Here is a 14,545-nt window from a genome sequence, read left to right as displayed (position 1 = left end):
GGTCGGCGCCCGAGGCGTTCACCGTGACCGGTCACCGTGCTAGGGACGCCGCTCGGGGCTCACGGTCTTGGAGGGGTCGCGCTCGACGATCGGGCTGAGAATGTCGTCGATCTTCTCCAGTACCTCGGAGTCCAGCTTCACCCCGGAGGCCTTGACGTTGTCGCGGACCTGCTCGGGCCTGCTGGCCCCGACGATGGCGGAGGCCACGTTGGGGTTCTGCAGCACCCAGGCCACCGCGAGCTGGGCCATGCTCAGGCCGAGGTCGGCGGCGATCGGCTCCAGCTGCTGGACGCGGGCGAGCACGTCGTCGTTGAGCAGCCGGGAGATGAAGTTGCCCCCGGCGGGGTCGGTGGCCCGCGAACCGGCGGGAGGCGGCTGCCCCGGCCGGTACTTACCGGTGAGCACGCCCTGGGCGATGGGGGAGAAGACGACCTGGCTGACGCCCTCCTTCTCGCTCAGCGGCACGATCTCGGTTTCGATGACCCGCCACAGCATGGAGTACTGGGGCTGGTTGGAGACCAGACGATCGAAGCCCATCTCGTCGGCGATCTTCAGTGCCCGGCCGATCTGGTCGGCGTTCCACTCGCTGACGCCGACGTAGAGGACCTTGCCCTGGCGGACGAGATCGTCGAAGGTCTTGAGGGTCTCCTCAAGCGGCGTCTCGACGTCGAAGCGGTGTGCCTGGTACAGGTCGACGTAGTCGGTCTGCAGGCGACGCAGCGAGCCGTGCAGCGACTCGGTGATGTGCTTGCGCGACAGCCCCCGGTCGTTGGGGCCGGGGCCGGTCGGCCAGTAGACCTTGGTGAAGATCTCCAGGGACTCGCGGCGGACCCCCGCGAGAGCGCGGCCGAGCACCTCCTCCGCCTTGGTGCCCGCGTACACGTCGGCGGTGTCGAAGGTGGTGATCCCCTCGTCGAGTGCCGCTTGCACGCACTGCTTGGCGGCGTCCTCCTCTACCTGAGAGCCGTGTGTGATCCAGTTGCCGTAGCTGATCTCACTGACCATGAGACCGCTGCGGCCAAGGTGGCGGAATTCCATGCTCCGAGGTTAGTGGGCGCCGGATTTCGTGATGATTCGGGATACCCTGCCGGGCGTGTTGCGGTTGATCACTTCTCGGAAGGTACGGCTCGCGCTCGCCGCTGCGGCGCTGGCGGCGGCCGTCGTGGCGGTCGCCCGCCTGTGGCGGCGAGCGGAGGAGCGCCGGGCCGCCCTCCCGATCGGGAGATCCCGAGGCGCCTCCCCGGTCGGGAGATCCCAGGGAGCCTCCCCGGCGGCGGGGCCGGACTCCGGAGCCGGGCGCGCGTCGCGATGGCCCCCCGCGCCCATCCTCGGCACCCCCACGGACGAGGACCTCAGGCGGTACGCCGCCAGGCCCCCCTCCGCCTTCCGGTCCGCCGTCGAGCGGACGTTCGAGCGGACGTCGCGAGAGCCGCTGGACGAGGCCACCAGGAGCCGGGTGGTCCGCTGGGGCGCCGTCGGGATCGGGCTGTGCCTGCTCGCCTTCGGCACGCAGGTCCTGGAGAGCGCGGTCTTCCCGAACGGGACGGGGAGCACCCAGGTGTCCGATTTCTGGAGCTCACCCGGCGCGGACGGGTGGTGTGAGCCGGAACCGGATGCCCCGGTGGACCCGGTGGCGCGCTTCACGGTCGAGCTGGATCCGGCGCCGGGCGTGAACGGCGTCGCGTGCCCGCAGGGTGGGCATCGGTGCCTGGGGGACTCGTGTCTCGAACCGCCCGGGGCGCGGGAGCTCTTGGAGGCCGTCGGGGAGGGGCCGGACCCCGCCATGGACCCCTATCCGGCGGAACCCGTCCCGTCGTACGAGACCCCGGCCCCGCACGAGGCCGCCACGGCGATTCCCGACGCCGACTGTCACCCGCGGGCGCGGACCCCACGGGTGCGGGCGCTCAGCCCGAGGGTGACCCGGGCGGTGAACCGCCAGTGGCGCCGTATCGAGAGGTGGCTGGGGGCCAACGCCCCCGCGAGCCTTCGCACGCTGGGCGAGCCCGCCGGAGCCCGGACGATCGCCGTCGCGGAGGCGCAGATGGGCCTGCGCTTCCCCGACGATCTGCGTGCCTTCCTGCTGCGCCACAACGGGGCCTCCGTCGTGGCCGACACCTGGCCGTTCGGGTTCATCGGCAACTGGAACCAGGGGGTCCGCGAGATCCGCGACACCTGGCGGCGGCTGTGCGGGATAGACGGGGAGGTCGAGGTCGAGGGCGACGACGGCGCGCGGACGGAGTGGTGGGACGGGCGGATGATCCCGTTCGGCGCCGACGGCAGCGGCAATCATCTGGTGATCGACTCCGTGAGACGCGACGTCGGCGACACCGATCACGAGGGCCAGATGAGTTTCACGCCCGGCGGCACCCCGATCAGCTCGTACTACGGCCTGCTGAAGGCGACGGCGCACGCCCTGGAGACCGGCGGGTCCATCGGCTACTGGAAGCCGGTGGTCGCCGACGGCGAACTGGACTGGGACGTCGTCGAGGAGTGACGTCGTCCAGGAGTCCCAGGAGTTCCAGGAGTGACGGTGCTCGTTCGGTTCAAAGGTGACCGTCGTTCAAAGGTGACCGTCGTCCGGGGGTGATGCTCGTCCAAAGGTGGCGTCGCCCCGGGGCGACGTCCGTTCCGTTCGGCTCGACGGTTTCGGTCCGGAAGCGAGGTCCGGGAACGAGGTCTGGGAGCCGGGTTCAAGAGCGAGGGGGCGGGTCGCCCCGCCGCTGGGAGACGAGAAGAACCCCGCCCCTCGTGGAGGGGACGGGGTTCGGGAACGTGCTCGGACGTAGTGCTCCTCGGACGCCGGCGCCGCCGCTGTCAGTTCTTCGGCGGGACGGGCCTGCCACCGGGCAGCACCGCGGGCGGCGGGAAGCGCAGCTTGCGGATCTGCAGCGCGCGCATGGCGGCGTAGAAGCCGACGCCCTTGAGGTTCTCGTTGGGGAACTTCTCGGCGGTGAGCTTCTTCACCTTCCAGGACACCCAGATCGAGGTGAGCAGCACGCCGACCATCATGAGCGGCCAGCCGACCGTGATCACCGCGACGTAGACGTAACCGCGGACGTCCGGAGGGAAGGGGATCCAGGTGAGCAGCAGGATGAGGAGGGAGAACGGCAGGAAGTACTGGCTGGCGAGACGACGGGAGTCGACCCAGTCGCGCGCGAACTTCCTGGCGGGTCCCTTGTCGCGGGCGGGGAAGTAGCGCTCGTCGCCACGCAGCATGCCCTCGCGCGCCTTGACGCGCTCGCTGGCCTGGCGCTCGCGGAGGTTCTTGTAAGCCTCTTTGCGGTTCTGGGGGGCGTTCACCGGCTGCCGGCGACGGCCTTCGGCGTCCCGTCGCTTGGGTGTGGGACGCCCCTTGCCCGCAGGCTTAGGATCGTTAGCGGAGACGGGGGAGTCGTCCGCGGTGGTCTGGGTACGTCGGAACACAACGTCAGCCTACCGGGACTGCAACTTAGTGACGCCCCCGCGCGTTATGCGTAGGGTGAACCCTATGGTGGCTCCGGTGCTTTTCGGGGGGCTGGAATCACTTGGGTGACCCGAAGCGCACTTGAAGAAGGGGACGGCCGACGCGCATGAGCGTGATGAAGAGACTTTCGCTGATCTTCAGGTCCAAGGCGAACAACGCTCTGGACAAGATGGAAGATCCTCGCGAGACCCTGGACTACTCGTATCAGCGCCAGCTGGAGTTGTTGCAGAAGGTGCGCCGGGGCGTGGCGGACGTCGCCACCTCGCGCAAGCGCGTGGAGCTTCAGATCAACCAGATCGAGGCGCAGTCGCGCAAGCTTGAGGAGCAGGGCCGCAAGGCGCTCGGGGTGGGCCGCGAGGACCTGGCCCGCGAGGCGCTGACCCGTCGCGGCAGCCTGCAGACCCAGATCGCCGACCTTCGCGTGCAGCACGACAACCTGCAGGCCGAGGAGGAGAAGCTCACCACGGCCTCCCACCGGCTGCAGGCCAAGGTCGACTCCTTCCGTACGAGGAAGGAGACGATCAAGGCGACCTACACCGCCGCCGAGGCGCAGACGCGGATCAACGAGGCGTTCTCCGGCATCTCCGAGGAGATGGGCGACGTCGGTCTGGCGATCCAGCGCGCCGAGGACAAGACGGCCTCCATGCAGGCCCGCGCGGGTGCCATCGACGAGCTGCTGGCCAGCGGTGCGCTCGACGACTTCAGCGGGCAGCGCGGCGACGACATCCAGGCCGAGCTCGACCGCATGGGCGGCGGACACGACGTGGAGCTGGAGATCGCGCGGATGAAGGCCGAGCTCGGTCAGGGCCCCGCCCCGCAGGGCGCGATCACCCCCGGCTCGGCCCAGCCCCAGCAGCAGCCGCAGCCCCAGCAGCCGCCGCAGTCCAACCAGACGCAGCAACTGCGCCAGCCGGGGGAGGGCCTGTGATCGTCCGCATCATGGGGGAGGGGCAGATCGACATCGCCCCCGCAGACCTCGACGTGCTCAACACCCTGGACGCCGAGCTGGAGGCCGCCATCGAGGCCGGCGAGGAGGAGGCCTTCCGGGTGCGGCTGCACGCCCTGCTCGACAAGGTCCGCCACGTCGGCAAGGCGCTGCCCGACGACAGCCTGGAGTCCTCGGAGCTGATTTTGCCTCCGGCCGACGCATCCATGGACGAAGTGCGGGAGATGCTCGGCAATGAAGGGCTGATTCCCGGCTAGCTTGGGCATATGGCACAAACCCGGTTCGCCCCGGACCGGGGCCTGACCAGGCGCATGGTGGTCACCATGTTCCTGCTCGGACTGCTCTACGTGGTCTTCGTGGCCGTGTTGATCGCGATGGGCGTCCGGGCCGTCGTGGTGCTGGTGATCGCCGGCGGCATCCTGCTCGTGCAGTACTTCATGTCCGACCGCATCGCGCTGTTCGCGATGCACGGACGTGTCGTCTCCCCGCAGGAGGCTCCGGAGCTGCACGGCATGATCGACAGGTTGTGCGCCCTCGCCGACATGCCCAAGCCGCGGGTGGCGATCGCCGACTCGGACGTCCCGAACGCGTTCGCCACCGGCCGTAACCAGAAGAACTCCGTGGTCTGCGTGACCACGGGGTTGCTGCGCCGCGTCGACGGCGGCGAGCTGGAGGGCGTGCTGGCCCACGAGATGTCCCACGTGGCCCACCGCGACGTCGCGGTCATGACGATCGCGTCCTTCCTCGGCATCGTCGCCGGGCTCATGACCAGGGTCGCGCTCTACAGCGGCCTGGGCGGGCGCGGGCGCGACGACAGGGGCGGCCTGCCGATCGGCGTGATCATCCTGCTCGTCTCGGCCGCGGTGTACGCGGTCAGCTTCCTGCTCACCCGTGCCCTGTCGCGCTACCGCGAGCTGGCCGCCGACCGCGCGGGAGCACTGCTCACCCAGCGCCCTTCCGCCCTGGCGAGCGCCCTTGTCAAGATCAGCGGTGAGATGGCCCGCATCCCGACGAGGGACCTGCGCGAGGCCGAGCCGTTCAACGCCTTCTTCTTCGCGCCTGCCCTGTCCGGCAAGGCGGGCCTGTCCGCGCTTTTCGCGACCCACCCGCCGCTGGAGCGGCGCCTGGAGCAGCTCAGCGGGATCTCCGCCCAGCTCGGGCAGGGCAGGTGAACGGGCACCGGGCCGCGAAGAGGCTCAAGGGGGAGTGATCCGATGCGCTGGTGGGACGCGCTGATGGGGCGTGGCGAGCCGGCCAGGGCCGACCTGGACGCGCTGTTCGCGCTGCCCTCGGCCGCGGTGACCCTGCAGGCCGCCACCGATCTGGCGCCGACGGGCCTGGGGGCGGTCTGCTTCCGTTCCGCGGAGGGCGCGGCGTTCGCCGAGCTGGAGCGCGACGTCACCCAGCTGCTGAACGCCGGAGGAGGCCCCCCGGTGGAGGTGTCCACGGACTCTTTCGGCTACACGTGGCTGCTGGTGCGCCGTACCTCCGACATGCTCGGTGACCTGGTCACGGACCTGCACGCGGTCAACTCCTCCCTTGAGGCGGCGGGTTTCGGCCCCTCCCTGCTCTGCTCGCTGGTCTCCTTCGCCGCACCCGACGGCCGCCGGGTCGCCCTGGTCTACCTCTACAAGCAGGGCACCTTCTACCCGTTCGCCCCGCTGCCCGCCGGGCAGGCGTCCGGGCAGGCGCCGCGCAGGGACAACGCGCTGGAGTTGCAGGTACGCGGCGCGATCGGCGGGGAACTGGAGATCGAGCCGGATCTCGGCCGCTGGTTCCCCCTCTGGGGAGCGCCCGGACTCTGAGTGTCCCCTCCCGCGAGGCCCTTCCCGCAAGGCCCTTCCCGCAAGGCCTTCGCGCGCGGTTCGCGAGGCCGTCTCGAACGCGTCGTCGTGGCCTGTCCGGCTTGCGGTTGATGTTCGTCCTGTGACCCTTTGCCCTCACAATGGGACCGGAAAGTCCATCACAGGAGAAGGGTGTGACCATGGCGGACCTCGCGTCCTTGCGGCCCGGGGACCCCGAGCAGGTGCGGGGGTATCGGCTCACCGCGCGGCTCGGCGAGGGAGGCCAGGGAACGGTTTACCTGGGCGTTTCCGCGACGGGGGCACGTGTCGCGGTCAAGTTGCTCCGGGCGGATCTCACGCAGGACGAGGAGGCGATGGAGCGCTTCGTCCGCGAGGTCAGCACGACCCAGCGGGTCGCGCCCTTCTGCACCGCCGCGGTGATCGACACCGGGGTCGACCAGCACCGCCCGTACATCATCAGCGAGTACATCGACGGCCCGACGCTCGACGCGGTCGTGGCCACCGAGGGCCCGCGCGAGGGCGCGAGCCTGCACCGCCTGGCGATCGGCACGGTCACCGCGCTCGTCGCGATCCACCAGGCGGGGATCGTGCACCGCGATTTCAAGCCGTCCAACGTGCTGCTGGCCTCCGACGGCCCCCGAGTGATCGACTTCGGCATCGCCAAGGCCCTCGACCGGACCTCCACGCTGACCGCGATGGCGATCGGCACCCCTTCGTACATGACCCCCGAGCAGCTGGCCGGGGAGAACGCGGGCTCGCCCGCCGACATGTTCGCGTGGGGCTGCACGATGGTCTTCGCGGCCACCGGGCAGCCGCCGTTCGGCACGGACAGTCTTCCGGCGATCTTCAACCGGATCATGAACATGGAGCCGGACCTGGGGGCGATCGCCGATCCGGCGCTGCGTGACCTGGTCGGGCAGTGCCTGTCCAAGGACGCCACCCAGCGGCCCGCGGCGGGTGAGGCGCTGCTGCGGCTGCTCGGCCACGCGGGCGGCACGGGCGGTGCGACCGGTGCCGCGCCGCCCACCGCGCCGCGCGGCATCCTCGCCGAGGGCTCGGCCGCCGCGGCGCAGCAGACCGGTCCCGGCCCCGGCGGGCACCCGGGCGGGAACGATCCGGAGCGGACCGCGTACGGGCAGCGGCGTCCGGGGGGCGACGTCCATGCCCGGCAGGACCACCGGCAGCATTCCGGGCCGCAGCCGTTCGCCCAGCGGGGCGGTCCCGCCGGGGGATACGCGGGGCAGGGACCGCAGGGCGGTCCCGCCGACCATGCCCACTACCCGCCGGACCCCCGGGGTCCCGCCGCCGACCATGCCCAGTACCCCCCGGACCCCCGCGGTCCCGCCCCGCACCCTCAGCAGTCGGACCCCCGAGGCTACGCCCCGCACCCTCAGCAGTCGGATCCCCGAGGCCAGGCCCAGTACCCCCAGCGGTCCGAGCCCCACGGCTACCCGCAGCCGGGGCCGGGGCCGGCCCACGCGGGGCCCTTTCCCGGTGAGTATCCCGGCCCCGACGGGTACGCGGCCGGCTACCCCCCGCAGGGCCCCGGGCACCCGCAGCCGGGATATCCGGGACACCCCGGGCCCCGGCCATACGGCGGTCCCGCGACCTTCCCCTCCTCCGAGGCCACCTCGTACCGGAATCCCGGATCACCGGCGTACCCGGGACAGGCGGCCCCCGCCCGGCGCGGGCGCGGGGCGTGGCCGGCGATAGTGGGAGGCGTGCTGGTCACCGTCCTCGTGGCCGGGGGCGTCGTGCTGGCGCTGCGCGGCACCGTGCCCGAGACGCCGGAGACCGTCCGGGCGGGCGGTACGAAGAGCGTGAGCACGCCCACCCCCACCCCCACCGCTCCGACGGTGCCGGAGGCCACCAGCACGATCAAGCTGCCCGGCAGCTCGCTCACGCTCCACGAGAGCGACCGGGACCCGATCAAGCTGAGCTCCTACAGCCTTGATTGGGACAAGACCCTCTACGTCCGGAAGCAGGGCACCGAGCGGTTCGTCAAGAACGACAAGTACTTCCAGTACACGGTCAACGCCGAGGGCACCCGGGCGCTGGGCACCGACCGGATGTACGACGCGCAGAGCTACGCGATCGTGTCGATCATCGACCCGCGATCCGGCTCGGCCAGTAGGATCAGGGTCACCAAGGCGCCGGTCTACCCGACGCTGCCGCAGTGGTCGCCGGACGGCAGGCGCGGCCTGGTGACCCTCTACGAGGCGGTCGGCGACATCAGCAAGGAGTACGGTTTCGCGATCATCGACGTCGCCACGAAGAAGGCGAAGGTCATCCGCGTGAAGGAGAAGGACGCGGGCAAGTGGAGCTACTTCTGGCGGGGCGACGGCCGGGCCGTCGGCACCTGGGCACTCGACGGCAAGACCCAGCGCATCCGTTTCTACGACACGCAGGGCACCGTGCTGCAGACCCTGCTGGACGTGGGCACCCCGATCACGGTCGAGGGCGACGACATCTCCCCGTCCGGCTCCTCGCTGCTGACGTACTGCAAGGAGAGCAAGAAGGAGATCTGCGTCTGGTCCACCGGCTCCGACGCCCCGGCGAAGGTCCGGATCCCGTTCGAGACGAAGCGGCTCATCGGCTGGTACGACGACAAGCACGTCGCGGGCTGGCGGCGCAAGGGTTCTGGCTACGAGGCGGTGGTGTTCGACTTCACCGGGAAGGTGCAGCGGGTGCTGGCGACCAGTACCGACGCCAAGGAGTACGAAAAGCAGTTCATGCGCTTCACGCGAGAGGGTTGACATGAGGGAGTGGACCCACGCCGAGCACACCGCGGCCGTCGCCGCGGAGATCGCCCGGATGGCCGACGTCCTACGGGGGCGTGACATGTCCGTTTCCGTGCTGACCTGTCCCGGCTGGGATCTGGCGAGGCTCGTCACCCACACCGGAAATGTGCACCGGTGGGTGGCCGCCATGGTGCGCGACCTGGCCGAGCGGCGCCTCGACCGCGACGGCATGGACATGGGCCTGCCCGCCGACCCGGGTGGCTATCCCGCCTGGCTCGGTGAGGGGGCCGCCTTCCTGCCCGAGGCGCTGCTGTCGCAGGACCCGCAGGCGCCGATGTGGGCCTGGGCCGGGGAGAAGCGGGTGGGGTTCTGGTCGAGGCGGATGCTCCACGAGACCGTGGTGCACCGGGTGGACGCCGAACTCGCGCTGGGCGTCCCGGTCGCGATCGACGAGCACGTGGCGGCCGACGGGGTCGAGGAGTTCCTCGACGTCCTGCCGTACGCGAAGTGGAACCCGGACGTGGCCGACCTCAGGGGCGGGGGCGAGACGATCTCCCTGCAGGCCGACACCGGAGCCGGGTGGGTGGTCACCCTCGACCCCGACCGCTTCCACTACCGCAGGTCCCTGCAACCGGGCAGCGTGACCGTGCTCGCCGCCACGTCGGCCGACCTGCTCCAGGTCGTGTGGGGGCGGCGCAGCCCCGACGACTACGCCATCGAGGGCGACGGCGGGCTGCTGGGCTGGTGGCGGAGTCTCACCCGGCTCTAGGCCGGGTCCACTCCCCGGCTCTGGGCCGAGCCCACTCTCGGGACCGGGTCCGCTCCTCGCTTTGAGTCGAGCCCACTTCCAGGCCCGGGGCCGAGTCCGCTCCCCGCTCTGGGCCGAGCCCACTTCCAGGCCCGGGGCCGGGTCCGCTCCCCGCTCTGGGCCGAGCCCACTTCCGGGGCCGGATCCGGCCCCGGGCCTGCCGGGCCGAACGCAAAACACCCGTCCGGGATTCGGCCAAGACACGACAGGGCCCGCGCAGGGCTCGCCACCGTGATCGCGGTCGCGTGGTGCCATGACTTTATGATCAAGATGTCTCAGGCGGTCGCCTCGGCCGTGCTCGTCTCCGCGGGGCTGCTCTGCGCCGGCCTGCCCGGCGGCACCGCGCTCGCGGACTCCGGGCCCGCCGGGGTGACCGTGGAGGGGAGCCGCCCCCACATCACGGTCGTGGGAGAGGGCAGCGTGTCCACGACCCCCGACATCATGCGGCTGGACACCGGCGTCGAGGTGCGCCGTCCCACCGCCGGGGCGGCGTTCACCGCCGCCCGTACCGCCGCCGCCGACCTGACGCGGGCGCTGCGCGCGGCCGGGGTCGCGGCCGAGGACCTTCGGACCGACGAGTTGACCCTCGGTCCCGAGTTCAGGGAATATCCCACGATCTCCGGCTACCGGGCCACGCAGGGCGTCGAGGCCGTGGTGCGCGACATCGACGACGCGGACGACGTGGTGGAGGCGGCGGCCGCCGTCGGCGAGGCGGTCCGGCTGCGCGGCATCTCCTTCGAGCTGTCCGACAACAGCACGCCGCTCAGGCTGGCGCGCGAGGCCGCCTTCAAGGACGCCAGGAGCCGCGCCGAGCAGTACGCCAAGCTCGCGCGCCGCGGGCTCGGCCGCGTCCTGGAGATCACCGAGCAGAGCGTCACCCCGCCGACGCCGGTCCTCGGCTTCGCCGCGGCCGTCGACAGGGCGTCGATCAGCCCCGGCCGCCGGGACGTTTCCGTCAGCGTCAGGGTGCTCTACGAGCTCGAATAGGCCCCGCTCGCGCGGTGCTCCCCCGACCCCGGGTACGCGACAGGTCCCCGGCACGCGACGGGCCCCGGCGGGTCACCACCCGCCGGGGCCCGTCCACCCTGAGGTCAGGGCAGAGCCGCGGACCCGGGCCAGGTCAGGAACCCGGCCGGACCTGGGAGATCGGGATTTCGCCCCCCGTCAGGGCAGGGCCAGCATCCGGTCCAGGGCGACCCCGGCCCAGTGGGCGGTGTCGTCGTCGACGGTGATCTGGTTGACGACCTGGCCGGAGGCGAGCGACTCCAGGGCCCACACCAGGTGCGGCAGGTCGATCCGGTTCATCGTCGAGCAGTAGCAGACCGTACGGTCCAGGAACGTCACGTTCTTGTCGGGGAACATGGCGCCGAGCCGCTTGACCAGGTTCAGTTCGGTGCCCACCGCCCAGGAGGACCCGGCCGGGGCCTCCGCGATCTTCTTGATGATGTACTCGGTCGAACCGACGTAGTCGGCCTTGGTGACGACCTCGTACCTGCACTCGGGGTGGACCAGCACGTTGACGCCGGGGATGCGGGCGCGGACGTCGTCCACGCACTCGGTGCTGAAGCGGCCGTGCACCGAGCAGTGCCCCTTCCACAGGATCACCTTGGCGTTCCCGAGCTGCTCGGCGGTCAGGCCGCCGTTGGGCCGGTGCGGGTTGTAGACGACGCAGTCGTCCAGCGACAGGCCCATCTCCAGCACCGCGGTGTTGCGGCCCAGGTGCTGGTCGGGGAGGAAGAGCACCTTCTCCCCGCGCGAGAAGGCCCATTCCAGGGCGCGCCTGGCGTTGGAGGAGGTGCACACGGCACCGCCGTTGCGCCCGCAGAACGCCTTGATGTCGGCGCTGGAGTTCATGTAGGTGACGGGGACGGTGACCCCGGCGATCCCCGCGTCCTCCAGGGCCTCCCAGCACTCCTCGACCTGGTCGAAGGTGGCCATGTCGGCCATCGAGCACCCGGCCGCGAGGTCGGGCAGCACGACCTTCTGGGAGTTCGACGTGAGGATGTCGGCGGACTCGGCCATGAAGTGCACGCCGCAGAAGACGATGTACTCGGCGTCGGGGCGGGCCGCGGCCTCCTTCGCGAGTTTGAACGAGTCGCCGGTCACGTCGGCGAACTGGATGACCTCGTCGCGCTGGTAGTGGTGGCCCAGCACGAAAACCCTGTCGCCGAGCGCGGCCTTCGCCCTCCTGGCGCGCTCGACGAGCGCCGGATCGGAAGCGGACGGCAGCTCGCCGGGACAGTCGACGCCGCGCTCGCTGTGCGGGTCGACACCCCTGCCGAGGACGAAGAGCGGAAGCCCGGTCTCGGTGGTCGTCACGACCACACCCCCTTATCGTCGAAGTGACGACTAATGATGACACACAGGATTGGGGCTTTATTCCGGGGGAGGGGGATTTGTCCAAAGGCGGATGGTTCTGGCGTCTGAGGAATGTGTGCCAGGGGGCGGGTGTTGGTAGCGTCTGAGAAGGACGTCATAAACAGACAGCCGTTCCCGGGGAGCGGCTGACGCAGACGCGGGAGTCACCAACATGTCGGTTGAGAGCAGCGAGACCACGGCGCAGGGCCTGATCCTCAGTTCCGCGGCCGCGGCGAAGGTCAAGAGCCTGCTGGAGCAGCAGGGCGAGGAAGGCCTCCAGTTGCGCGTGGCCGTGCAGCCGGGCGGCTGCTCCGGCCTGCGCTACCAGCTCTTCTTCGACGACCGTTCGATGGACGGCGACGTCGTCTCCGACTTCGACGGCGTGAGCGTGGTCACCGACCGGATGAGCGCCCCCTACCTGGTGGGCGCCACCGTCGACTTCGTCGACACGATCGAGAAGCAGGGCTTCACGATCGACAACCCGAACGCCACCGGCTCGTGCGCCTGTGGCGACTCGTTCAACTAGGCGAGTCGGACAAGCGAGAACGCCCGGCCCCGCGGGGTGACATTGGTCACCCCGCGGGGCTTTCGCGCGCGAGATCGGGGTAGCAGGCGGGTGCGAGCGAGACGCGAGGAAGGTCGCGTATTCTTGCGTGGCCCAACTTCCCGTGCGGCTCAATCGCCCACGTTCCCAGAGATGCTGACAACGAGGAGAAGAACCCCGTGCGCATCGCCGTCACCGGCTCAATCGCGACCGATCAACTGATGACCTTCCCCGGCCGCTTCAGCGACCAGCTCATCGCCGGTCAGCTCGACCGGGTTTCCCTGTCGTTCCTGGTGGACGACCTGCAGGTCCGCCGCGGCGGCTGCGCGGCCAACATCGCGTTCGGAATGGGCTGCCTGGGGCTTCGGCCCCTTCTGGTCGGCGCGGTCGGCGCCGACTTCGCCGACTACCGCTCCTGGCTGGAGCGCCACGGCGTGGACTGCGACTCCATCCACGTCTCCGAGACGCACCACACGGCCCGCTTCCTGTGTACGACCGACGACGACCACAACCAGATCGCGTCGTTCTACACCGGTGCGATGGCCGAGGCCCGCCTCATCGAGCTGGGCCCGGTCGCCGAGCGGGTCGGCGGTCTCGACCTGGTGCTGATCAGCCCCAACGACCCCGACGCGATGCTCAGGCACACCGCCGAGGCGCGCCAGCGCGAGATTCCGTTCGCGGCCGATCCCTCCCAGCAGCTCGCCCGCATGCCCGGGGAGCAGATCCGCGAGCTGGTCGACGGCGCCGCCTATCTGTTCGGCAACGACTACGAGAAGGGCATGATCGAGCAGAAGACCGGCTGGAGCGACGAGGAGATCCTCGGCCGCGTCGGCGTCCGCGTCACCACGCTCGGTCCCAAGGGCGTCGTCATCGACCGCGAGGGCGAGCCGTCCCTGCACGTCCCCCCGGCGCCCGAGCTCGGCAAGGCCGACCCCACCGGCGTGGGCGACGCCTTCCGTTCGGGCTTCCTGTCCGCCCTTGCCTGGGGCCTGTCCCTGGAGCGCTGCGGCCAGGTCGGCAACCTCACCGCCACCCACGTCCTGGAGCGCGTCGGCGGTCAGGAGTACGAGCTCGGCCAGAAGGTCTTCCTGGAGCGCTTCGCCGACGCCTACGGCGCCGACGGCGCCGCGGAGGTGGCCGCCTTCGTGAAGTGCCACCACGCCTGAGCCGCCACGTCCTCCTTCCTTGGCGGTCACTTTCCCCGGCCGTCACGCCGTGGCGCCTCTCCCGAGGCGCCACGTCCTGAGGCCGCCGCCGGCACACCGCTTCCGAGGCACCGCTTCCGAGGCGCAGGCCGGACCGTCGGCCGGGCCACCGTCGCACCGGTGGCCCGGCCGGTGCCACCGGTGCGGCGGCAGCGGCGGCAGGTGTTCGCGCGGGCCCGCTGTCGGCCCGGTGTCAGCCGCTCGCGTAGACGCGGTGCACGAACTCGGCGAGCTTGTCGGCGGGCAGGCGCCTGGCCAGGTCGGCCTCGGTGATCATGCCGACGATGCGGCCGTCCTCGATCACCGGCAGCCGCCGGATCCGGTTCTCCTCCATCTTGGCCAGCGCCTCCTCGACGCTCGCGTCCGAGGACACCCAGATCAGGTCTCCCGCCAGGTCTCCCGCGGTCACCGTGGAGGGGTCCAGGCCCTCCGCCACGCACTTGATCACGATGTCGCGGTCGGTGATGATCCCCTTCAGGCGGTCGTCGCTGCCGCAGATGGGCAGCGCGCCCACGTTCATGTCCCGCATCATTTCCGCGGCCCGGTCGAGCGTCTCGTGTGCCTCGACGCACCGGACCCCGGCGTGCATCAGATCTCTGGCCGTTTCACCGCTCATGACGTCCCCCCGAACTGTTTGGCGTGTTTTCCGGGGAGGTTCATACCCAATTTCAGGAC

At 70.8% G+C, this 14,545-nt stretch carries 14 protein-coding genes; 10 read left to right on the top strand and 4 right to left on the bottom strand.

Features of this window, described 5'->3' with window-relative positions; all coding sequences use genetic code 11:
- Nucleotides 1–39: 39 nt before the first annotated feature.
- A complete protein-coding gene (locus ACSDR0_RS06400; RefSeq protein WP_435287791.1) occupies nucleotides 40–1,038 on the bottom strand; it encodes an aldo/keto reductase family protein in 999 nt (332 codons plus the stop codon).
- Nucleotides 1,039–1,093: 55 nt separating this feature from the next.
- Between ACSDR0_RS06400 and ACSDR0_RS06395 the strand changes: the two genes are divergently transcribed.
- Entirely contained in the window at nucleotides 1,094–2,494 is a 1,401-nt protein-coding gene (locus tag ACSDR0_RS06395) for an SMI1/KNR4 family protein (protein WP_435287790.1), read from the top strand.
- A 320-nt stretch (nucleotides 2,495–2,814) separates the two neighbouring features.
- Here the strand turns inward: ACSDR0_RS06395 and ACSDR0_RS06390 are convergent, their stop codons facing one another.
- Nucleotides 2,815–3,423, bottom strand: a complete 609-nt coding sequence (locus ACSDR0_RS06390) for a DUF3043 domain-containing protein (RefSeq protein ID WP_435287789.1) — start codon at nucleotides 3,421–3,423, stop codon at nucleotides 2,815–2,817.
- Nucleotides 3,424–3,569: 146 nt separating this feature from the next.
- Between ACSDR0_RS06390 and ACSDR0_RS06385 the strand changes: the two genes are divergently transcribed.
- From ACSDR0_RS06385 to ACSDR0_RS06355, 7 genes are all read left to right on the top strand, one after another.
- On the top strand, nucleotides 3,570–4,391 hold the full coding sequence (locus ACSDR0_RS06385; RefSeq protein WP_435287788.1) for a PspA/IM30 family protein: 822 nt from the start codon (nucleotides 3,570–3,572) through the stop codon (nucleotides 4,389–4,391).
- Nucleotides 4,388–4,666 carry a PspA-associated protein PspAA gene (pspAA, locus tag ACSDR0_RS06380; RefSeq protein ID WP_344746177.1) on the top strand — a complete coding sequence of 93 codons (279 nt, stop codon included), beginning with the start codon at nucleotides 4,388–4,390 and terminating at the stop codon, nucleotides 4,664–4,666. Before ACSDR0_RS06385 ends, pspAA begins: the two co-directional genes overlap by 4 nt.
- 9 nt (nucleotides 4,667–4,675) lie before the next feature.
- A complete protein-coding gene (gene htpX / locus ACSDR0_RS06375; RefSeq protein WP_435287787.1) occupies nucleotides 4,676–5,581 on the top strand; it encodes a zinc metalloprotease HtpX in 906 nt (301 codons plus the stop codon).
- Between the two features lie 42 nt (nucleotides 5,582–5,623).
- Nucleotides 5,624–6,214, top strand: coding sequence for a PspA-associated protein PspAB (gene pspAB / locus ACSDR0_RS06370; protein ID WP_435287786.1), 591 nt, complete (start codon nucleotides 5,624–5,626; stop codon nucleotides 6,212–6,214).
- Nucleotides 6,215–6,393: 179 nt separating this feature from the next.
- Entirely contained in the window at nucleotides 6,394–8,970 is a 2,577-nt protein-coding gene (locus ACSDR0_RS06365) for a protein kinase domain-containing protein (RefSeq protein WP_435287877.1), read from the top strand.
- 1 nt (nucleotide 8,971) lies between these two features.
- Nucleotides 8,972–9,724 carry a maleylpyruvate isomerase family mycothiol-dependent enzyme gene (locus ACSDR0_RS06360; protein WP_435287785.1) on the top strand — a complete coding sequence of 251 codons (753 nt, stop codon included), beginning with the start codon at nucleotides 8,972–8,974 and terminating at the stop codon, nucleotides 9,722–9,724.
- Nucleotides 9,725–10,024: 300 nt separating this feature from the next.
- Nucleotides 10,025–10,750, top strand: coding sequence for an SIMPL domain-containing protein (locus tag ACSDR0_RS06355; RefSeq protein ID WP_435287784.1), 726 nt, complete (start codon nucleotides 10,025–10,027; stop codon nucleotides 10,748–10,750).
- A gap of 177 nt (nucleotides 10,751–10,927) precedes the next feature.
- On the opposite strand, the gene nadA is transcribed toward ACSDR0_RS06355, so the two are convergent.
- Nucleotides 10,928–12,082, bottom strand: coding sequence for a quinolinate synthase NadA (gene nadA / locus ACSDR0_RS06350; protein ID WP_435287783.1), 1,155 nt, complete (start codon nucleotides 12,080–12,082; stop codon nucleotides 10,928–10,930).
- 211 nt (nucleotides 12,083–12,293) lie between these two features.
- On the opposite strand from nadA, the gene ACSDR0_RS06345 reads away from it, so the two are divergent.
- Together ACSDR0_RS06345 and ACSDR0_RS06340 are read left to right on the top strand one after the other, a co-directional pair.
- Complete coding sequence (locus tag ACSDR0_RS06345; RefSeq protein ID WP_030910261.1) at nucleotides 12,294–12,647, top strand: HesB/IscA family protein; 354 nt, start codon at nucleotides 12,294–12,296, stop codon at nucleotides 12,645–12,647.
- Nucleotides 12,648–12,844: 197 nt separating this feature from the next.
- The gene (locus ACSDR0_RS06340) at nucleotides 12,845–13,831 is read left to right on the top strand and encodes a carbohydrate kinase family protein (RefSeq protein ID WP_435287782.1); all 987 of its coding nucleotides are present in this window, start codon (nucleotides 12,845–12,847) and stop codon (nucleotides 13,829–13,831) included.
- 232 nt (nucleotides 13,832–14,063) lie between these two features.
- On the opposite strand, the gene ACSDR0_RS06335 is transcribed toward ACSDR0_RS06340, so the two are convergent.
- A complete protein-coding gene (locus tag ACSDR0_RS06335) occupies nucleotides 14,064–14,486 on the bottom strand; it encodes a CBS domain-containing protein (RefSeq protein WP_435287781.1) in 423 nt (140 codons plus the stop codon).
- Nucleotides 14,487–14,545 lie beyond the last annotated feature (59 nt).

The organism is Streptosporangium sp. G11 (genome assembly GCF_051192615.1).
Classification (GTDB): Bacteria; Actinomycetota; Actinomycetes; order Streptosporangiales; family Streptosporangiaceae; genus Streptosporangium.
Note: the sequence above shows the minus strand (reverse complement) of the source record. Positions and strands in the feature narration are given on the sequence as shown.

What these genes read in the sequence shown, in the direction of transcription:
- ACSDR0_RS06400 (WP_435287791.1), bottom strand. Translation starts at nt 1,038, where the DNA reads ATGGAATTCCGCCACCTTGGCCGCAGCGGTCTCATGGTCAGTGAGATC.
- ACSDR0_RS06385 (WP_435287788.1), top strand. Translation starts at nt 3,570, where the DNA reads ATGAGCGTGATGAAGAGACTTTCGCTGATCTTCAGGTCCAAGGCGAAC.
- htpX (WP_435287787.1), top strand. Translation starts at nt 4,676, where the DNA reads ATGGCACAAACCCGGTTCGCCCCGGACCGGGGCCTGACCAGGCGCATG.
- pspAB (WP_435287786.1), top strand. Translation starts at nt 5,624, where the DNA reads ATGCGCTGGTGGGACGCGCTGATGGGGCGTGGCGAGCCGGCCAGGGCC.
- ACSDR0_RS06365 (WP_435287877.1), top strand. Translation starts at nt 6,394, where the DNA reads ATGGCGGACCTCGCGTCCTTGCGGCCCGGGGACCCCGAGCAGGTGCGG.
- ACSDR0_RS06360 (WP_435287785.1), top strand. Translation starts at nt 8,972, where the DNA reads ATGAGGGAGTGGACCCACGCCGAGCACACCGCGGCCGTCGCCGCGGAG.
- ACSDR0_RS06355 (WP_435287784.1), top strand. Translation starts at nt 10,025, where the DNA reads ATGATCAAGATGTCTCAGGCGGTCGCCTCGGCCGTGCTCGTCTCCGCG.
- ACSDR0_RS06345 (WP_030910261.1), top strand. Translation starts at nt 12,294, where the DNA reads ATGTCGGTTGAGAGCAGCGAGACCACGGCGCAGGGCCTGATCCTCAGT.
- ACSDR0_RS06335 (WP_435287781.1), bottom strand. Translation starts at nt 14,486, where the DNA reads ATGAGCGGTGAAACGGCCAGAGATCTGATGCACGCCGGGGTCCGGTGC.